The sequence below is a fragment of the Clostridium sp. CTA-19 genome, from assembly GCF_054767855.1.
The window spans coordinates 1-21,465 of record NZ_BAAABH010000023.1 but is presented as its reverse complement, the minus strand read 5'-3'; the positions used below and the strand labels follow the sequence as shown (position 1 = coordinate 21,465).

Below are 21,465 nucleotides of genomic sequence, written 5' to 3'. Positions count from 1 at the left end.
TTTCCTTATATTAAAGTTTTGCTGTATAAGTTAAAACTTTAATCTATATTCTATATAGTTAGGGTGGACAAATGTTTATAATTGACATAGTGTAGGATATAATAACATTATATATTAATTTAATATGAGGTGAAAAAATGAGTTTAAATGATTTAGACCATTTATATAATGCAAAAGAAATAATAAATATACTTAAATCACAGAAAATATTAGACTTATTTAAATCATATAAAATAAATTCTGTCATAGTATTTGGGAGTATAGTAAGGAAAGATTTTGCTGAGTATTCAGATGTTGATATTGCAATTTTAAGTAAAGAAAAAATAAGCTTAAATAGTATAATGGAATTAGAAGAAAAGTTAAAATCTTTTTTGAAAAGAGAAATTGACATTATTAATTTGAATAATGATGATTTAGATTTGAAATTTAAGGTATCCGTTTATGATACTGGAATATTAATCTATAATGATGATTTAGATTTGTATAGTATGGATTATAATAAAACAGATATTGTTTATAAAGATAATGAAGAATTTAGATATTTTAGGGAAAGAGATGTGATCTTAGATGAATAAAGAACGCTTATACGATATAATAAAAAATATAAAAGAAACTTTAGGAATTTTAGATAAAGCTTTAGTGAAACTATATGAAGTTGAAGATGAAGACATAAAAATACTTATAAAATCTTCAATAAAACAAAGTTTTTTAGAGTATTTTATATTAATAGAAAGCTTTACATCTTTATGCTTAAAAGAATTAAAACAATATAAAATCAGTGATGATATGGAAAAGTCTATAAAAAAATTATATGAAAATCATATTATAAATGAAGATATATATGTTTTTTTAAATGTTTATAGAAGATATCGAAATAGAATAGCTCATGTTTATAAGCAACCATCAGCAGAAGAAATAATAGAGTTTATAAAAGATAACAAAAACAATATTGATGAGGTTGTAAATATAATGATTAAAATGTATAAGAATTTAAAGAAATAAATATATCAAAAATAACATACTAAATTTTTGTAATTAAAAAACTCCTTATAGATGATTAATCTCATCAATAAGGAGTTTAAAAATTTTGAACAAAAAGTTAATAATTTTAAATTTATTAAAAGATATAATAGTAAAGTTTAGATTTTTTAAAAAAATAATATAAAATTAGTTATAATTTAATATTATTGTAATTAATTTTGCTATATTAAATGATAAAATTTTTATGTAAAAGTGTTAAAAATTATATTAAAATATCCTTTAATTGTGATAATATAGTTTAGTATTAAAGTATATTATATACACTAATGTAGGTATTTAACTTTAAAAGTTTTAACATAGATGTTTTGAGGTGCATTATGAACAAAAAGAAAAAGTATGTTGTGGTTAACGAGAAAAGACTAATTATGGCAATAATAGTATGTTTGATTATTATATTTGGTGCATCTATGCCAATGATTAATTATATAAAGAATGTAAATAAAAAAAATGAATTGGTATATGGAAAAAAAGAAGAGGAAAAACAGTTAGAAGATTCTAAAAGCAATGAAGAAGTCAAAGACAAGGAACAAGGTAAAAGTGACAATAAGGAAAATAAAATAGAAAATAGTAAGACAAGCAGTGATGAAAATATTTTAACAACATCTGCATTTATGGGAGATTCTATAACGGAAGGGTTCTCTTTTTATGAATTAGTAGAGGATAAAAGAGTTTTAGCTAACAAAGGAGATACTACTGAAGTTGCAGTAAGTTATGTAAATCAATTAAAAGATATAAATCCTAAAAATATATTTATACTTTATGGAATGAATGATTTGATTTGTTTTTCTAAAAATGAAGATTTTATTTCACAATATGAAAAACTAATAGAAGATATAAAAAAAGAAGTGCCAAATTCTACTATATATGTTCAATCAGTATTTCCAGTAGCAAGTTTTGGAGAGGATGCTACAAATGGAATTACTAATACTCGCATAGAAGAAGTTAATAAATTAATTGTAAATATGTGTGTGAGACAAAGAGTTAATTATATAGATATTAGCAAGCTTTTAAAAGGAAATGATGATTCTTTTGAGCCAGATGGTAAACATGTTAAAGGAACTTTTTATAGCACATGGATAGATGAAATAAAAAACAATTTACATTAATTATAAGGGAAAGTAGGTTTAAATTTATCTACTTAAAAATTGAGAATGAAAAGTTAGGTTAATTAAATCAGTACATAAAAATTTTAAGGCGTATAAAAAGAAATAAAAAGTCAAAAATTCAAAGTATATTTGTCATGAGACAAAGAGATAAAATCTAGTGATAGTGGGGCTATGTATGGGATTTATCGACAAAGTATTTATGGCAAATAAGTGAGAATATTAGTTTATTATTTATTTGAGTATGCCTAAATACAGGAAGGATGAAAAATATGTTAAAAGGAAACACTAAAACAAAAAAAATAATGGCAATTGCTTTTGGAGCAATGCTAACGGTAGGAATGTTAACTGGTTGTGGGACAAGTACTAAGGAGAAAAATCCAACGACAAAAGAAGTAATAGAAAACATAAAAAATTCAACAGAATTTGCAGATATGCAAGAAGGTAATGAAGAAAAATTAGAGAAGTTTGTTGGAGTTAAGTCAGAGGATATAGAAGAAATTTCATTTTACATACCAAAAACAAACTTACAAGCTGATGAAGTAGCTGTTATAAAAGTTAAAGATGAAGCAAAAGTTGAAGATATGAAAAAACAAATCGAAGCAAAAGCAAATGAAAATGGTGAAGGATTTAAAGATTATCTTCCAGAACAATATAATTTAGTAGAAAACAAGGTTTTAAAATCTGAAAGAACGTACATATTATTAGCAGTATCAAAAGATGCAGAAAAAATAGAAGAAGCTTTTGATGGTTCTTTAAAATAATATAAAAACAAAATTTAATAATTAAGGTGGGACGTAAATTGGTATTTAGTAGTTTAATATTTTTATTTGTATTTCTACCTGTAACATTACTAGTTTACTATATATCCCCTAAAAGAATAAGAAACTTAGTATTATTGATATTTAGTCTTATATTTTATGCATGGGGTGAGCCTGTTTATATAGGAATAATGCTATTTTCAACAGTGTTTGATTATACTAATGGAATTCTTATAGATAAATATAGAGACAATAAGAGCAAGGCAAGACTTGTTCTTATTATTTCTATGGTTATTAATCTAGGAATTTTAGCATTTTTTAAATATTATGGGTTCTTTATAGCGAACGTTAATGGATTACTTGGTCTAAATTTAGTAGCAAAAACTTTACCATTACCTGTAGGTATATCATTTTATACGTTTCAGACAATGTCATACACTATAGACGTCTATTTAGATAAGATTCCAGTGCAAAACAACATCATATCTTTTGGTGCGTATGTTACAATGTTCCCACAGTTAGTAGCTGGTCCTATTGTAAAGTATGGAGAGGTTGCAAAACAAATAGATAATAGGCATGAAACACTAGAAAAGTTTGGAGAAGGATGCGAATTATTTATAGTAGGTTTAGCTAAAAAAGTTTTACTAGCTAATAACATAGGAATTATATGGACTACTATTAAAAATACTCCAATAAATGATGTTACTGTGATTGGAGCGTGGCTTGGCATAATAGCATTTACCTTCCAAATATATTTTGATTTTAGTGGGTATTCAGACATGGCAATCGGTCTTGGAAAAATGTTAGGTTTTGATTTTATGAAAAACTTTAATTACCCATATATATCAAAGAGTATTACAGAGTTTTGGCGTAGATGGCATATATCTTTAGGCTCTTGGTTTAGAGAATATGTATACATACCGTTAGGTGGTAATAGAGTTTCACTAGCGAAACATTTAAGAAATTTATTTATAGTTTGGTTTCTTACTGGCCTTTGGCATGGAGCAAGCTGGAACTTTATAGTTTGGGGGCTTTACTTTGGATGTATATTAGTAATAGAGAAAATGTTCTTATTAAAATGGCTTGAAAAAATGCCTGGATTTATTGCTAATTTATATGCAATGGTATTAGTTATAATCGGTTGGGTGTTCTTTGATGTAGAAACATTAAACAGTGCCTTAAAGTACATAAAAGTTATGTTTGGTCTTAATAGCAATCCTTTAATGGATAGTATGACAATGTATTATCTCACAACTAATATAGGATTAATCATAGCAGTTATAATATGTTCAACACCTATCTTAAAAAGATTAGTTGATTTTATAAAAATAAAACTAAAAACTTTAAAGATAGTAATATTACCAAGTATATACTTAATAATGTTAGTTATATCAGTGGCTTATTTAGTTAATGAAACTTATAATCCATTCTTATACTTTAGATTTTAGAAGTATGAATAATTAGCTTAAAAGAGGTGAAAGTGTTGAACAAAAATAATAAATTATTAAAGATAATTGTAGCTATAATGTTTATTGTATTTTTTACATCTATTGTAGCTTTAAACATAATAACTCCAAATAAAGATTTTTCAGAGTTGGAAAATAGAGTGCTTCAAAAGAAGCCTAAGTTTTCAATAGAATCTTTGCTTGAAGGTAAATTTACTAAAAAATATGAAGAATATATTTCTGACCAATTTGCATTTAGAGATTTTTGGGTAGAATTAAAATCTAAATACGATAAATTTATAGGAAAAAAAGAAAGTAATGATGTTTACTTAGGAAAAGATGATTATTTACTTGAAAAATTTAAAGCACCATCACAAGAAGAGGTTGATACTAGGGTAAATGCTATCAATAACTTTGATAATCAATCTAAAGAGTTAAAAAAATATATTGTATTAGCACCTACTGCAGTGGATATACTTAAAGATAAGTTACCACACTATGTAGTAGAGCCTAGTGAAAAAACATATCTAGATAAGTTTAAAGATGGTTTAAATGAAGATATAAATTTTGTAGATGTATATGAAAAGTTAAATTCAAAAAAAGATGAGTACATATATTATAAAACGGATCATCACTGGACAACTGATGGAGCGTATTATGCTTATGAAGAGCTAGCTAAGAGCATGAATCTGTCTTTAGCAGATAAAGATAACTTTGATAAAGTAGAAGTGAGTAATGAATTTTTAGGCTCATTATATTCTAAAGGTAATTTTAGAGATGTATCTTCTGATAGTATTAATCTTTATAAATATAAAAATCACATAGATGAAGATATAAAGGTAGAGTATCCGTTAGAAGAAAAAGAGAGTAATTCTATATATGCAATGGATAACCTTAAGAAGAAAGATAAGTATACTGTTTTCTTAGATGGAAACCATCCTTTAGTAAAGATAAGTACAAAAGCAAATAGTGATAGAAAGTTGCTTATAGTAAAGGATTCTTATGCTAATTCTTTTGTTCCATTTTTAATAAATGATTTTAGTGAAATATATATGGTAGATTTAAGATACTATACAGAAGACTTATCAAAATTAATAGAAAAGAATGAAATAGATGAAATGTTAATGCTTTATAATGCAAATACATTTTTTCAAGACACATCTATAAAAACTATTAAATATTAAAACATATAAATAACCTTTAATTTAAGTTTAGTAAATAATTATTAAACTATAGATAATGTTTATTTTTAATTATGAAAGTAAATAGTAAAAAAGTATATAAACTTAGTTATATAGTATAATATTATTAACTGTAAAAAAATCTATTCAAGAAGCTCAAGATAAATAATTTAGGATAATTTATAAAGTTATATAAGAGAGTTTAGAAAATGAGTTTTTATAAGCTAAATTTTTAAACTCTTTTTTGTTATTTTAATGTAGAAGTTCAAAAGTGAGTTTGTATCACTATAGATTGGTGTTATAATATTTTAAAGGTAAGTGAGGTGTAAATATGAGTGAAGAAAATAAAGAGGGATTAGCTGGTAGTGGATGTGAAGTATTAATTCCATTTAACGAAAGACGCCCTATACAAGAAATTGAAAGAAGCTTAATAAAAAAATATAGAAAACATATATGGTCTAAATTTATAAAGGCTATAAAAGACTATAAATTGGTAGAAGATGGAGATAAAATTGCAGTAGCTATATCTGGAGGAAAAGACAGTTTAGTTATGGCAAAATGTTTTCAGGAATTAAAAAGACATGGCCAAATGGATTTTGAACTAGAGTTTATAGCTATGGATCCTGGTTATCATGAAGATATTAAACAGCTTTTAATTGACAACTGTAATTACTTAAATATACCTATACATATATTTGACTCAGGGATATTTAAAATTGTTGATGACATAGCTAAAGACTATCCATGTTATATGTGTGCGAGAATGCGTAGAGGTGCATTATATTCAAAGGCTCAAGAACTTGGATGTAATAAACTTGCACTAGGTCACCATTTTAATGACGTAATAGAAACTACAATGTTAAATGTTTTATATGCAGGAAACTTTAAAACAATGCTTCCAAAATTAAAAGCAACTAATTTTGAAGGATTAGAGCTTATAAGACCACTTTATTATGTAGAAGAGCCATATATACAAAAATTCATTCAAAACAGTGGTATATGGCCATTAAATTGTGCATGTATGGTAGCTGCAAAGAAAATAGGAAACAAACGTTTTGAGATAAAGGATATGATAGCAGATTTAAAGAAAAACTTTAAAGATGTAGATAAATCTATATTCAGGGCAGCACAGAATGTAAACATGGATGCAATATTAGGATGGAAAAAGGACGGAGAAACCTATTCATATTTAGATTTCTTTGATGAAGATTAATAATTTATTTAAATTAGCTGTATTAAAATAGAAGAACAAATCTATTTTAATACGGCTTTTTATTTGTTTTATAAAATTTTAATTAAATTTTTAGTTTATATAAGGAGTTTGTTGTTATAAAAAATGATAAATATAACTTTAAATCGTTATTCAGTTAGTTATTTCAAGAAACTCTAATAATCTTTTTGAAAATTTTTAGGACTAAACGGCTGAATCGACGTCCTGTCTAGGCAGTCGCGAAACCCGTCCTTGGGTTTCGGTCCTAATAATGTTAAAAAATCTTATAAGAGTTTCTAAGGCACAACTAAAAGTCATAACTAACTTAAAGTTATATTTGTCATTAAAAAGTAAGGTTAGGTAAGTTAATAAATTAAAATTTAGATGATTAAAATAGTTAAATGTGTTAGGAAATGTTTTTAATTAAATAAGAGTCTTTAAATAAAATAATTTTTTTTGCATTGATTAATCAATTTTATGAGAAAAACATGATAAAGACTTTATAAAATTAGTAATATATCAAGGCTATAGTATAAAAACATTTATAAAGAATTATGATGAATTATAATAAATTTAATATAAATATGACAGAAAATAATATAAACAAATTACAATAAGTTACATGTTATTTATTGTAGTTATGATAACCTATAAACAAATGAATTTTAATGGTAAGGTATTATGGTGAAAAATTATACTCTTAAATAATATATTAATGTTAGGTGGGTAATATATGATTAAGAATAACAAATTATTATTTTTAGTTTTAACTTTAATAATTAGTTTTACATTAATCGGTTGTGGAGTTGATAAAGAAAAAAATACTAATACAAAAAATAAAGAAACTAGTGTTTCAATTAATAAAAAAGAAAGTTATGTAGATGTTGAAGGTGTAGTAGAATATATATGTTCTGATGAAATTGGATATAAATCAGTTGAAGATAAAGGAAATGAATTAGCTGTTAAATATATAAATAATTTGTTTTCGAATATGAATTTAGAATATGTTTTTGGCGAATCATATTTGCATGAATTTATTTATAAAAATAAAGGTTATTCAGCTAATGGTAATTTAATTGATGAACAAATAGAATTAAATAATATTGTAGGAAAGATAAGTGGCAAAGACAATAAAAAAGCAATTGTAATAACAGCTCATATAGATTCATTTGGAAAAGGAGTTTTAGACAATGCATCAGGTGTAGCTGTTGCATTAAAAATGGCGGATATTTTAAAAAATAATTCAAAAAATAATTTACCTGATCAGGATATAATCTTTTGTATTACAAATGCAGAGATGCAACTATTTGTTGGCAGTGAAAACTTTGTAAATGATATAAAAGAAAAATATGAAAGTTTATGCAATGTGAACATTGATTGCATTGGATTAAAAACAGGAGGACCACTTGCATTAAAAAATATTAGTAATATTAGTGAATCTGAAAAACTTTATGAATCATTAAAAAAGAACTTAACGGAAAGTAATATAGAATTTTCAGATATTGTTTCAAGTGAAAAAGTTGAAATGACTATGAAAATGAACAGCGGAGTAAGCGATTATGTTTCTTTTGAAAAGCTAGGAATCCCTAATATTCATATATCTCAATCTGAAATGGGTTCATTGCCGGACAAACAAAATGCTGGGTTAGAAATTTTAGATTATCAATATTTAAATAAGTTTGCAATAGCAATGGTTGAATGGTTGCAAGATTTTCAAATAAAATGATTTATGAAATAAAAAAATCTCAAAATGTTTTATTCATTTTGAGATTTCTTTGTTTATTAGAATATTATGTGTGCTATTAATGACACAATAGGAAGAGCAATTAATGTTCTTTCTAAGAAGATTATAAATAAATCTTTTAATGAAACTGGTATTTTTGAACCAAGTATAAGTCCTCCTATTTCAGACATATATATTAATTGAACTACAGATATACATGCTATGATAAATCTTGTCATTGGGCTAACTATTGTAGCACCTATAACTGTTGGCAAGAACATATCTGCAAAACCTACTATTAAAGTTTGAGAAGCAGCTGCTGCTTCTGGGATATGTAATAGATTAAGTATTGGTATGAACGGCATACCAAGTATTTGGAAAACTGGAGTATACTCAGCAATTATTAAAGCAAGTGTTCCTATAGCCATAACAATAGGAAGAACTCCAAGCCACATATCTAAAACATTTTTTACACCTTCAAAAACTAATTCAGAGAAGTTTTTGTTTTTTTCAGCTCTTTCTAATGCTTGAGTTAAAGCCCATTGATAAGAAGTGTAACCTTCAGGAATGATTTCCTTATTTTCTGATTTAGCATTATTAAAAAAGTTTCTACTTTTTTTTGAAAGTGGTGGTATACGTGGAGTTATTATAGCTAAAATTATTCCACATAATGTAACAGTTAAGTAAAATGGTATAAACATATTAGAAAGTCCTACTTGAGCTATTACAACTAAACTAAATGTTATTGAAACAGCAGAGAAGCTTGTACTTATTATTGAAGCTTCTTTAGCAGAATAATAACCTTCCTCATATTGTTTGCTAGTAAGTAGTACACCTATAGTTCCATCACCAAGCCAAGAAGTTATACAATCTATAGATGAACGACCAGGCAATCCGAAAACTGGTCTCATTACTTTACTACAAAAAGTTCCTACGAATTCTAATAATCCAAAGTTTAATAACAGTGGTAGAAATAATCCAGCAAATAAAAATACTGAGAATAGAATTGGTAGTAAATCATAAAGTAAAAGTCCACCTGTGTTTTCTGATACAATGAAATTTGGACCAATATTAAAAGTAGCACATATTACAAAAATCATTCCGAAAAATCTTGATGCAGCCCAAATTGGTGAAATATTAAATAATGAATTAAAAAATTTATTATTTATAATAAAATTAGGTTTTACTAATTTAGTTACTAATGTTCCAAGTGCAGCTAAAGTAATCATAAAGCATACTATGTATGGCATAAAATCGATTAATCTATTAAGTAAAGCCCTAGATAGTATGGCCACTGGTATTGTTAATTCGCCTTCATGGGGAACAGGTGTCATGAAAAACAATACGCCAATTAAAGATGGTAATAAAAATAATAATAAGTTCCCTTTAGAATAAGATGCTTTTTCTGTTTTTAGCATATATAATTCCTCCTTCTTTAGTTTATAAATATACAATTTCTTATTATAATAATACAGAAAATGAAAAAAGTCCACCCTTTTTCGTCATAAAATCAAATAAAAATACAATTTATAAGTGGAATATACATAAAATGATGTATTAATATACAAAATATGCATAAAACTTAATATAATATGCCAAAAGTATTGTTAATTATAATACTTATAAAAACATAAAAATTACTTTAACAAGTTACATTAATGTTGAAAATCATTAAAAGTTATTATATAAATGTATAAAATTGTATACAACTAGATTAGTTAGAGGTGAAAAAAATAAGGAGAGTTCATACAGTACTCTCCTTATTATTAAGTTAAAACTTAAATAAAAGATTGAATTAAATCGTTAAGTTGAAATTGAAAATTATCTTTAGATATAGAGTCTATTAATTCTCTAGCAGCTTTTACCTCATCGGTAATTACTCCATCTACACCCATATAGTAATATTCTTCTATTGAAGTTAATGTATTTGCAGTCCAAACATAAATATCTTTATTAAATAATCTACAGGCCATTATGAGTTTATTACTTATAATAGATTCCTCAACGGATAGAAAATCAATATCCATAAATTCAACATTTGGAATACCTGCAACCACTATATATCCTACTGTTAATTTAGGAGCCTTTTTATTAACTTCCTTTAAAATATTATAGTTAATAGATTGAACTATGCAATCATTATAAAAATCATTTTCATTTAATATATTTAAAAAATCATCTACAAAATTATTTTCGTACCCATGAAGTTTTAATTCTATATTTAGCTTAATACGACCTTTAGAAAATTTTAAAACTTCATCTAAAGTAGGAATTTTACTTACAAATCCATTTTGAGAAGTTTGTAGCGTTTTAATTTCATCTAAGGTTAAGTCATATACATTTACATTTTTTTTTGCAAGCCTTTTAAGATTAGTATCATGGATAACTATAAGTTTATTATCTTTAGTTTGAAGTACATCTATTTCAGCAAAGTCTGCATTGGCATTTATTGCCCCTTCTATAGCTTCTAAACTATTTTCAACACCTGCATTTGTATAACCTCTATGAGCCATAATTTTAAAATTATTATGGGTATCATTTACAGCCCTAACAATAGAACTATCTACCAATAAAGAAGTTATTACGAAAAACAAAAGAGCTGGCACTATTACAAGAGATAAAATTACTTTCTTATGTTTTACAGTAAAACTTTGTTTTTTGTCATTACTAGTAAATTCTATATTATCAATACAAATATTCTTTTTATCACAATAATCTAAATAAAGAATTGTAAGTGTATTAATAACAATAGGTGTAGTTATAGTCATTAAGATATAGTATAGAGTTAAAGAAATTACAAAGGTAATAGCTGGTGAAAATTTATAAACAAAAGATTTATTCACAAGCCAAATTATAAAGCAGATAAGAGAAACTAGTAAAAATGATAATAGTATATAAAGTAAAAAGAATAAAATTATAGAGCTAATTAAAATAACAACAGTTTTAATATAATTTTTCTTTACTATTTCACTACTTTTCTTAGCAGCACGCCTAAAACTTGTTTCTCCCTCTAAAATCACAATATGAATAGAATATATCCATCTTACGTTTAAGTAAAAAATAACTGCTAATACTAATAAATATAAAATTCCACCTAAAGTGGTTTTCATAAGTTCATCTGAAACAAAATTAGGAATACTTAAAGATGGAATTAAAGATGAGTTAGCACCTACATTAAATAATGGCAAAAGAAGAATTAAATATAATGCCATATGAATCATTCCAAAACCAAATATAATTTTAATATTCGAGAAAGCTTTTTTTAGTGCTGATTTTAAATTTATACGTTTTTTATAGTTACTAAAATAAGAGATTATTATAAGAACAGAAAGCTCTATAAATATAACTCCTATTATTATTGGCGTTAAAACAATAAATGTTAAAAATCCATATCTACTAAGTCCAAATCTTATAAGTTCTCCATTAGTTAAACTATTAAAACCAGCAAAATAAAGAAATTTATTAAATATCAAAGAAATAAATGGTGTAAAAATACTAATAGTAAGTATTTTATAAATTGCTTCAAAGAGTAAATTTTCCCAATAAGAAAATCTTATATTTTCATATGAAGTAGATATAGTTTTTATTAAGTATATATTTTTAGATTTATCAAATAATTTCATATAGAACCTCTTTTAAAAAATAATTTAAGATTATAAGTTTTAGAACTAATTTATTAAGATAATTATTACTTTAAGGTAAAGATTATAACTCTTCACTCTTAACTAGAAAATTAAGTTTGTAACCTTATGTATATATAGGATTCCAAATATAGCATTATTTATTAATACCATGATTAAGAATTCAGTATTACATTTAGAATTACATATTATTATATACTATTTGAAATAGAAGGAAGGTTAAAATTTCTAAAAATTAAAAAAATTACATATAAAAACTAAAAATTAGAAATATGAGGTGAAAAAATGAATATAATAAAAAAAGATGGAAGAATAGAAGAACTTAAAAAAGATAAAATAAAAGTAAGTATTGAAAATGCAGCAAAGGATTCAGCTACTATATTAAATAATTCAGATGTAGAATTGTTAGTATCTGATATAATGGAAACTTTAAAAAAATTAAGAGAAGATGGCAATACATCTAGTTATGAAGTAAGTGGTGTGGTACTTCATACTCTTAATAAAAATAAATTTGGTGATATATTAAACTCATATTCAGAAAATGAATAATGTATTAAAAAGTAGTAAATATTTATCTGTAAAAAATTAATAGGTTTATTTTTTATATGATTTATATTATAATATTAATAAATATGAATAAAGTTTTTATATTTATAATAACTTTGAAAAGGTTGATTAGATGAGAAATGTTTTTTATGACGCATTAGAACAGTCACCGATAGTATCTGCAGTTAAAGATATGGATGGTCTTTGTAAGGCTTTAGAATCCGACTCAAAAGTCGTGTTTGTTCTTTTTGGTGATATATGTAACATATCCGATATAACTAAAAGGATTAAAGAAAAAAATAAAATAGCTATAGTTCATATCGATTTAGTTGATGGACTTGCAAATCGAGACATAGTGATAACCTTTTTAAAAAATAATACATCGGCAGATGGAGTAATTAGTACAAAATCAAACATAATAAAAAAAGCTAAAGAAAACGGATTTATAACAGTCCAAAGATGTTTCATACTTGATTCATTGTCTTTGGAAGGTAGTAAAAAATATATGAATGCAGGATATGCAGATGCAATAGAAATATTACCTGGAGTTATGCCTAAAATAATTAAAACCGTAGTTGGTTTTGCAAAAGTACCAGTTATTGCTGGTGGGCTAATACAGGATAAAGAGGATATAATGACTGCGCTTCAAGCTGGAGCTACAGCAGTTTCCTCTACTAAAAAAGATATATGGTTTATGTAGCGAGAGAATTAGAGAAAAGCTACAAAAACAAAAACGCCGTTAAGGCATATGAAAAGAAATAAAGGATTAAATATTTAAAATATTAGTCTACTATTTATTTGATTATGCTTAAAGTGGGGGTGTGTTGTTTTTGTAGCTTTTTTTATTTGTTTGGAGGGATTATTAATGGAAAAGTATATTGTGGCTTTAGATCAGGGGACGACTAGTTCAAGGGCGATAGTTTTTGACAAGGATCAAAATATTTTAGAGATAGTCCAAAAGGAAATAACATGTTTTTATCCTAAAAAAGGATGGGTTGAGCAAGATCCTATGGAGATATTTGCATCTCAATATGGAGTACTTATAGAAGCTTTAGCAAAAACAGGATTATTAGCAGAAAATATAGCAGCTATAGGAATTACAAATCAAAGGGAAACTACAGTTTTATGGGATAAAGAGACAGGAAAACCTGTTTACAATGCAATTGGATGGCAATGTAGAAGAACGGCAGATATATGTGACAAATTAAAAAAAGATGGTCATGAAGAATATATAAGAGAAAATACAGGTCTTGTTGTAGATGCTTACTTTTCAGCTACAAAAATAAAATGGATTTTAGATAATGTTGAAGGTGTAAGAGAAAAAGCAGAAAAAGGTCAAATTTTATTCGGAACAGTTGATACATGGCTTTTATGGAAACTTACTAATGGAAAAGTTCATGCAACAGATTATACAAATGCATCAAGAACAATGCTTTTCAATATAAAAACATTACAATGGGATAAAAAATTACTAGAGATTTTAGATATACCAGAAAATATTTTACCAGAAGTTAAAAACAGTAGTGAAGTATATGGAAGAACAAACCTTGGAGGTAAAGGTGGTACTAGAGTTCCAATAGCAGGAATAGCTGGAGACCAACAAGCAGCATTATTTGGTCAAGCATGTTTTGAAAAAGGTTCTGCAAAAAATACTTACGGAACAGGTTGCTTCTTACTTATGAATACTGGTGATGAAATCATAAACAGTAAAAATGGACTTATAACAACAATTGCAATAGGAATAGATAATAAAATTCAATATGCACTAGAAGGTAGTGTATTCGTTGGTGGAGCTGTTATTCAATGGCTTAGAGATGAACTTAGAATTGTTAATGATGCTCACGATACAGAATATTTTGCAAAAAAAGTTAAAGATAATGGTGGAGTTTACATAGTTCCAGCCTTCACTGGACTTGGCGCACCATACTGGGATATGTATGCACGTGGTGCAATATTTGGACTTACAAGAGGTGCAAATAGAAACCATATAATCAGAGCTGCACTTGAATCTATAGCATATCAAACTAAAGATGTTATAGATGCAATGGTTGAAGATACAGGAATGTGTCTTACAGAGTTAAAAGTAGATGGTGGAGCAAGTTCTAATGGATTCTTGTTACAATTCCAATCTGACATATTAGGAAAGACAGTAAGAAGACCACTTATAAGAGAAACTACAGCATTAGGAGCAGCTTATCTTGCTGGACTTGCAGTAGGGTTCTGGGAAAGTAAAGAAGAGATTAAAGATAAGTGGAATATAGATAATGAATATATGCCAAACTTAAGTGAAGAAGAAAAAGAAAGGCTTTATAAGGGCTGGAAAAGAGCAGTTGTAAGAGCTATGGAATGGGAAGAAAAAGAAGATTAATTATTTTTTATAAATTTAGATAAATGGCTAATTTCTAGGAGGAAAAAATTATGTATGATGTAGTTATAGTAGGAGCAGGAATTATAGGCGCGTCTGTTGCTAGAGAGCTTTCAAGATATGACTTAAAAGTTAAGGTGTTAGACAAAGAAAATGATGTAGCTAATGGAACTACAAAAGCAAATAGTGCAATAATCCATGCAGGATATGATCCTAAAAATGGAACAATAATGGCAAGAGTGAACGTAAAAGGAAATGAAATGTTTGAAGACATATGTAAAGAATTATCAGTTCCTTTTAAAAGAAATGGTTCATTAGTTTTAGCTTTTTCAGATGAAGATTTAGAAAATGTTAAAGAGCTTTGCGAAAATGGAACTAGAAATGGTGTTAAAGATTTAAAAGTTTTAAATAAAGAAGAAGTTTTATCTATGGAACCTAATATAAGTAAAGAAATAAAAGGGGCATTATATGCACCAACAGGTGGAATTGTAGGACCATGGGAATACACAATAGCATTAATGGAAAATGCAGTAGTAAATGGTGTAGAACTTCAATTAAATTCTGAAGTAACTTCAATTGAAAAAGATGAAAATGGATATAAAATATATGTAAATAATGAAAAAGAGCCGATATGTGCTAAATATATTGTTAATGCAGCTGGTGTTTATGCAGATAAGATTCACAATATGGTTGGAAGTGCTGATTATGATATTATTCCAAGAAAAGGCCAGTACTATGTTATGGATAAGAGTCAAGGAAGTCTTGTTGAAAAAACAATTTTCCAATGTCCAAACAAACTAGGAAAAGGTGTTTTAGTTACTCCAACAGTTCATGGAAACTTATTAGTAGGACCAGATGCACAGGATATAGAAAATAAAGAGGATGTTTCAACAACTTCAGATGCTCTTACTTTTGTAAGGGATAAAGGGGTTTTATCTGTTGAAGGAATTTCTTTTAGAGATGGAATAAGAAACTTTGCAGGACTTAGAGCGTATTCTACAAGACCGGATTTTATAGTAGAAGAAGCAAAAGATGCTAAAGGATTTATTGATTTAGCAGGAATGAAGTCACCAGGACTTTCTTCAGCACCAGCAATTGCTTTAGAGACAATTGAATTATTAAAAAATACTGGATGTAGCTTAAAAGAAAAAAAAGACTTTATAAAAGAGCGTAAACAAATTAATTTTATGGAACTATCAACTGAAGAGAAAGCAAAGGTAATAAAAGAAAACCCAGCTTACGGTAGAATAATCTGTAGATGTGAAAACATAACAGAAGGAGAAATTTTAGATAGCATAAAAAGACCAGTGGGAGCTACAACTTTAGATGGTGTTAAGAAAAGATGTAGACCAGGTATGGGAAGATGTCAAGGCGGTTTCTGTGGTCCAAGAGTACAAGAAATTTTAGCAAGAGAGCTAAATAAAGATTTAAAAGATATAGTTTTAGATAAAAAGGGCTCTTATATTTTAACAGGTGAAACTAAAAGAAAGTAGCAGGAGGATTTGAAGATGAATTACGATTTAGTAGTTATAGGTGGAGGTCCAGCAGGACTTGCAGCAGCAATAGAAGCATACGATAATGGCGCAGAAAAAATATTAGTTATAGAGAGAGATAAAGAACTTGGCGGAATATTAGAGCAGTGCATACACAATGGTTTTGGACTTCACACTTTTAAAGAAGAGCTTACAGGTCCTGAATATGCTCAAAGATTCATAGATTTATTAAATAATACAAAAGTAGATGTAAAACTAGATACAATGGTTTTAGATATTACAAATAAAAAAGAAATTCATGCTATCAACTCAGAAGATGGCTATATGGTTATAAATGCAAAGGCTATAGTTTTAGCTATGGGTTGTAGAGAAAGAACTAGAGGAGCAATATCTATACCTGGAGATAGACCAGCAGGAGTATTTACAGCAGGATCTGCTCAAAGATATGTAAACATGGAAGGATATATGGTAGGAAAAGATGTTGTTATATTAGGTTCTGGAGATATAGGACTTATTATGGCAAGACGTATGACTTTAGAAGGAGCTAAGGTTCATGCAGTAGTGGAGCTTATGCCATATTCAAATGGATTAAATAGAAATATAGTACAATGTTTAAATGATTATGATATACCACTATATCTTTCACACACAGTTACAGATATAAAAGGTGATGGAAGAGTTGAATCTATAGTAATATCACAGGTCGATGAAAATAGAAGTACTATAGAAGGAACTGAAAAAGAATTTAAATGTGATACGTTACTTCTTTCAGTAGGTTTAATTCCTGAAAATGAAATATCTAAAAATGCAGGAATAGAGCTTGATAGAAGAACAAACGGTCCAGTTGTAAATGAAATGATGGAAACTAGTATAAAAGGAATATTTGCTTGTGGAAATGTTGTTCATGTTCATGACCTTGTTGATTTTGTTACAGCAGAAAGTAAAAGAGCTGGAGCAAATGCAGCAAAATATATAAAAAATGAAATAAAAGATAGTGAAAACTATATAGCTATAAAAAATGGCAATGGAATAACTTATACAGTTCCTCAAAAAATAAGATTAGAAAACATTGATAAAGGAATAGAAGTATTTATGAGAACTAATGCAGTTCAGCATGATGTTTCCATAAAAGTTAAGGCTGGCGATGAAGAGCTATTAAGTTTTAAGAGAAAACATATGGCACCAGCTGAAATGGAAAAAATAATGGTTCCTAAAATGAAGCTTGAGGGAATTGCAACAAATGAAATAACAATATCTGTAGAGAAAGAGGCGTAATTTTATGGTTAAAGAATTAATATGCATAGTATGTCCAAGAGGATGTCACTTAAGTGTAGATATAGATAATGATTATAAAGTAACAGGAAACTTATGTCCAAGAGGGGCAGAGTATGGAGTTAAAGAATTAACAGCGCCAACAAGAGTTGTTACATCAACAGTTAAAGTTAAAGGTGGCGTTCATAAAAGATTGCCAGTAAAAACAAATACAGCTATACCAAAAGAGTTAAATATAAAATGTATGGAGCTTTTAAATGATATAGAAGTAGAAGCACCAATTAAGGTTGGAGACGTAATAGTTAAAAACATTTTAGATACTGGCGTAGATTTAATAGCTACAAGAAATATGTAATAAAAGTAACTTTATTTAAATTGAGGATTGAGATAAAAAATTTAATGCTTTTTATAGTATTAAATTTTAAAAATCAATTCTCAATTTTTATTTTATAGAAATTTACAGAATTTATTTTCCAATTGGGGAAAATAAGACAAAAAACTACAAGAAAATTAACCCAAATGTCACAAAAATGTCAAAAATAATTGATTATTGTTATATATTAAGTTATTATTTTATATGTACAATTTTTTTAAGCACGCATTTTTGCTTACTTTATAGGGTATTTAAGTTGGGCATAATTAAATAAATAATAAAGTCAATATTCTCGCCTATTTGCCGAGAATACTTTGTCGATAAAATCCATACATAGCCCAACTATGAATGGATTTCATCTTCTTGTCTAGTGACAAATATGCTTCGAATCTTTGATATCTTATTTTTTATATGCTTTATGCTTTATTTTTTTCATATATTGAAGTTTGAAATTTAATTTATACGTGTAATTTTATTAATTAAATAATTAGTATTGACTTTGAAATAGATAAAAAGTTAACGATTATTTTATCCAATATAATGCTTATTTGGTACCAAATATTAAATTTTTTCAAGTATAAATTAGATTTTAAAAATATAGGGATACAATGGTTAATTTAAATATAAAAGTGTAATCCTAAAAAGAGCGGAATTTAAATGTAGTTGTTTAAATTTATCAAAAATTCAAATGAAATAATTTTACATATTAGCTTTAGAAAATATAGATTTGGTTGTATATAGTGAAACAAGCTCCAATTTAAATTTATTCAATAATCTTAAGGTGTTTTTATACAAAATGAAGTATTGAATTTTAGGTGATTGGAAGCATGTCTCACTATCTTAGGTATCCAAGTTTTGGAATGGATAATTTTAAAAGTCAACTTAGAACCCTATAGATTTCAAAATTAAAGTTTGAAATCTATAATATAAATTATATTAAAATAAGTTACTCAGAAAATAGTATTTTAAGTGTTCAGGAGGAAAATGATGGGTAAGGATAATAATTCATATGTATTGGTACTTGGTATGTCAATCATAGATATTTTGGGATTTTGCGGAAATAAATATAAAGCATGTGATTCCATACCAGGAAATATTAAAATATCATTTGGAGGAGTTTGTAGAAACATAGCAGAAAACTTAGCTAGAGTTGGTGTAGATACTCAATTTATATCTGTTATAGGTGATGATAAAAACGGAAAAGATATAATAGAGCATTCTAAACAAATTGGATATTGCATGGAAAATTCTTTAATGTTAGAGAATAGTAGCACACCTACATATATGGCTGTTTTAAATGAGCATGGTGAAATGGTATCTGCTGTAGTTGATATGGAGAGTGCAAACAAACTAGATAGCAAATTTATTGATTCAAAGGCGGATGTAATTAGAAATTCGGAATACACAGTATTAGATTCAGACAATCCAGAATTACTTAAATACATATTAGAAACTTTTAAGGGTGAAACTAAATTTATATTAGACCCTATATCATCAGCAAAAGCGGCAAATATAAAGCATTTAATACCATACTTTCACACTATAAAACCAAACAGATTAGAAGCAGAAGCGTTATGTGGATTTAAAATTAAGAATATGGAAGATGCTAAAAGAGCTGGTAAATTCTTATTAAACCAAGGGGTAGAAAATGTATTTATTAGTTTAGATGTTGATGGAGTTTATTATTGCAATAATAATTGTTGTGGACTTGTAAAGAGTGAACAAGTTGAAGTTAAAAATGTTACAGGGGCAGGAGATTCCTTTGTATCAGGTATAGCATATGGTTATATGAATAATTTATCTATGGATGAAATAGTTAAAGTGGCAATAGCTATGTCAGTAATAACTATAAGACATGAAGAAACTATAAATCCTAACATGAGTATGGAGTTAGTTGAAAAAACTATAAAAGAGCTACAATGGCTATAGGAATAATTTTTAATTATATATTTTTTTATTAATATAAACAAAGCCTCAAAATAAAATTTTTATTTTGAGGCTTTTCATTATGGTAAAATTATCTTAACAATATACAATTTCTGTAATAAAGGGGATGTTATTATTGAAAATAGAAAAAATATTGAATATATGTTTTGGTAAAAATGCGATGAACTTACTTAGAGCGTCTTATCCAATTATTAAATCTGTAGTATGTATTTCAGATGATTTATCAATTGGAGAAATATCTAATTTAGATAGATATACAGGAAAATCATTCTTATTGAAAATTAATGATATTAATTATTGGGAAAATAGTTTTGAAATTGAATATAAAAATTTTGAAAAAGAAATACGTAAGTATGAAGGGGTAGTAATATGGTATAGTAATAGCCCTTTTGAATTTTGTGGAATGTTATATGTGATGTGGAAATTAAAAAATTCAGAAGCAAAAATTTATTGTATTAATACTTCAGAAATACACAAGCAAGTTAAAGACAATAACTCAATAGTTTGGTGTGTAGGAGAAATTAATTATGAGGATGTTTTATCATATATGAATTTAAAAAGAACGGTTAGTTTTGAAGAAAAAATTTTTTATTATGAAACATGGGAAGAGCTTATGATTGAAAATAAGGAATTGAGAAGTTTTGAAAATGGAAAAATTGTAGGTGTAGATATAGATTATTATGATAAATTTATAGTTGAATGTATTGACTATACACCTAAAAATATAAAAGATATAATTTTTGACTCTATTTATAATATAAATTTAGAAAAAGGAAATAGAATAAGTGATAAAATTATCATTTCACGAGTACAAAAGCTTATTAAAGATAAAAAACTAAAAAAGGTTGGGTATGAAAAAGATTTTTATAAAAATTTAATTATGAAAATATAAAATATAATTTCAAAAGTGTTAGATTTAAAAGCCAATATTCTACAGTTATATTATAAAGTAACTATTAGATGTTGGTTATTTTTTTATAAAAATTTACCAAGAATAATTTTAGTCACTAATTTGGAATCCTATAAATATAGGGTTCCAAGTTCAGAATTAAAATTGTACTAGGTAATTTTTAGCATAAGCTAACGAAAAAAGTTTATTTTTATTTGAACTTAATTCGTCAAAAATAAGTTTAGTATTCATAACAAGCTCATAAATATTTTCTCTAGCATTAGGCCTGTATAACAAAGATTTATAGTGTCTCCCAATATGTTCTTGAGGGTTCATTTTAGGAGAATATTTCGGTAAGAATATCGGTTCTAACCTATCTCTGTTATCAAAATAAAATTTTTGCATGGCAATGCTATTATGAGTTTTAGCATTATCAAGAAATATAATAATCTTTTTACCAGGGTTAATTCTCATC

Annotated in this window: 19 protein-coding genes; 16 read left to right on the top strand and 3 right to left on the bottom strand. The window is 26.7% G+C overall.

Annotated features, from left to right (window positions below):
* Positions 1–137: 137 nt before the first annotated feature.
* The 8 genes from mntA to ACYUE0_RS12855 all read left to right on the top strand — a co-directional run bounded on the left by mntA (position 138) and on the right by ACYUE0_RS12855 (position 8,467).
* The gene (gene mntA / locus ACYUE0_RS12890) at positions 138–575 is read left to right on the top strand and encodes a type VII toxin-antitoxin system MntA family adenylyltransferase antitoxin (RefSeq protein ID WP_460270900.1); all 438 of its coding nucleotides are present in this window, start codon (positions 138–140) and stop codon (positions 573–575) included.
* Positions 568–1,002, top strand: a complete 435-nt coding sequence (locus ACYUE0_RS12885) for a HepT-like ribonuclease domain-containing protein (protein WP_460270898.1) — start codon at positions 568–570, stop codon at positions 1,000–1,002. Before mntA ends, ACYUE0_RS12885 begins: the two co-directional genes overlap by 8 nt.
* Before the next feature lie 356 nt (positions 1,003–1,358).
* Entirely contained in the window at positions 1,359–2,147 is a 789-nt protein-coding gene (locus tag ACYUE0_RS12880) for a GDSL-type esterase/lipase family protein (protein ID WP_460270896.1), read from the top strand.
* Positions 2,148–2,416: 269 nt separating this feature from the next.
* Entirely contained in the window at positions 2,417–2,908 is a 492-nt protein-coding gene (locus tag ACYUE0_RS12875; RefSeq protein WP_460270895.1) for a DUF4358 domain-containing protein, read from the top strand.
* Positions 2,909–2,946: 38 nt separating this feature from the next.
* On the top strand, positions 2,947–4,353 hold the full coding sequence (locus ACYUE0_RS12870) for an MBOAT family O-acyltransferase (RefSeq protein WP_460270894.1): 1,407 nt from the start codon (positions 2,947–2,949) through the stop codon (positions 4,351–4,353).
* A 32-nt stretch (positions 4,354–4,385) separates the two neighbouring features.
* The gene (locus ACYUE0_RS12865) at positions 4,386–5,534 is read left to right on the top strand and encodes a DHHW family protein (protein WP_460270893.1); all 1,149 of its coding nucleotides are present in this window, start codon (positions 4,386–4,388) and stop codon (positions 5,532–5,534) included.
* A gap of 328 nt (positions 5,535–5,862) precedes the next feature.
* A complete protein-coding gene (locus tag ACYUE0_RS12860; RefSeq protein ID WP_010298148.1) occupies positions 5,863–6,744 on the top strand; it encodes a tRNA 2-thiocytidine biosynthesis TtcA family protein in 882 nt (293 codons plus the stop codon).
* Positions 6,745–7,474: 730 nt separating this feature from the next.
* Entirely contained in the window at positions 7,475–8,467 is a 993-nt protein-coding gene (locus tag ACYUE0_RS12855; RefSeq protein ID WP_460270892.1) for a M28 family peptidase, read from the top strand.
* Positions 8,468–8,523: 56 nt separating this feature from the next.
* On the opposite strand, the gene ACYUE0_RS12850 is transcribed toward ACYUE0_RS12855, so the two are convergent.
* Together ACYUE0_RS12850 and ACYUE0_RS12845 are read right to left on the bottom strand one after the other, a co-directional pair.
* A complete protein-coding gene (locus ACYUE0_RS12850; RefSeq protein WP_460270891.1) occupies positions 8,524–9,882 on the bottom strand; it encodes a YjiH family protein in 1,359 nt (452 codons plus the stop codon).
* 360 nt (positions 9,883–10,242) lie between these two features.
* Positions 10,243–12,087 carry a glycerophosphodiester phosphodiesterase gene (locus ACYUE0_RS12845; RefSeq protein WP_199869487.1) on the bottom strand — a complete coding sequence of 615 codons (1,845 nt, stop codon included), beginning with the start codon at positions 12,085–12,087 and terminating at the stop codon, positions 10,243–10,245.
* Positions 12,088–12,390: 303 nt separating this feature from the next.
* Here ACYUE0_RS12845 and ACYUE0_RS12840 point away from each other — a divergent pair, with 303 nt between their 5' ends.
* The 8 genes from ACYUE0_RS12840 to ACYUE0_RS12805 all read left to right on the top strand — a co-directional run bounded on the left by ACYUE0_RS12840 (position 12,391) and on the right by ACYUE0_RS12805 (position 20,993).
* Positions 12,391–12,654 (top strand): ATP cone domain-containing protein, encoded by a 264-nt coding sequence (locus ACYUE0_RS12840; protein WP_460270890.1) that lies wholly within the window; start codon positions 12,391–12,393, stop codon positions 12,652–12,654.
* Between the two features lie 130 nt (positions 12,655–12,784).
* Positions 12,785–13,351, top strand: coding sequence for a glycerol-3-phosphate responsive antiterminator (locus ACYUE0_RS12835; protein ID WP_010298128.1), 567 nt, complete (start codon positions 12,785–12,787; stop codon positions 13,349–13,351).
* Between the two features lie 165 nt (positions 13,352–13,516).
* Entirely contained in the window at positions 13,517–15,019 is a 1,503-nt protein-coding gene (gene glpK / locus ACYUE0_RS12830; protein ID WP_010298125.1) for a glycerol kinase GlpK, read from the top strand.
* Positions 15,020–15,069: 50 nt separating this feature from the next.
* Positions 15,070–16,509 (top strand): FAD-dependent oxidoreductase, encoded by a 1,440-nt coding sequence (locus ACYUE0_RS12825; protein ID WP_460270889.1) that lies wholly within the window; start codon positions 15,070–15,072, stop codon positions 16,507–16,509.
* 15 nt (positions 16,510–16,524) lie between these two features.
* Complete coding sequence (locus ACYUE0_RS12820) at positions 16,525–17,784, top strand: NAD(P)/FAD-dependent oxidoreductase (protein ID WP_460270888.1); 1,260 nt, start codon at positions 16,525–16,527, stop codon at positions 17,782–17,784.
* A gap of 4 nt (positions 17,785–17,788) precedes the next feature.
* Positions 17,789–18,136 (top strand): DUF1667 domain-containing protein, encoded by a 348-nt coding sequence (locus tag ACYUE0_RS12815; protein WP_010298118.1) that lies wholly within the window; start codon positions 17,789–17,791, stop codon positions 18,134–18,136.
* Positions 18,137–19,141: 1,005 nt separating this feature from the next.
* Positions 19,142–20,083 carry a carbohydrate kinase family protein gene (locus tag ACYUE0_RS12810; protein WP_216450519.1) on the top strand — a complete coding sequence of 314 codons (942 nt, stop codon included), beginning with the start codon at positions 19,142–19,144 and terminating at the stop codon, positions 20,081–20,083.
* A 133-nt stretch (positions 20,084–20,216) separates the two neighbouring features.
* A complete protein-coding gene (locus ACYUE0_RS12805; RefSeq protein WP_460270887.1) occupies positions 20,217–20,993 on the top strand; it encodes a DUF1835 domain-containing protein in 777 nt (258 codons plus the stop codon).
* Between the two features lie 156 nt (positions 20,994–21,149).
* Here ACYUE0_RS12805 and ACYUE0_RS12800 read toward each other — a convergent pair.
* A partial coding sequence (locus ACYUE0_RS12800) for a transposase (protein WP_460270886.1) occupies positions 21,150–21,465 on the bottom strand: 316 nt, incomplete at its 5' end.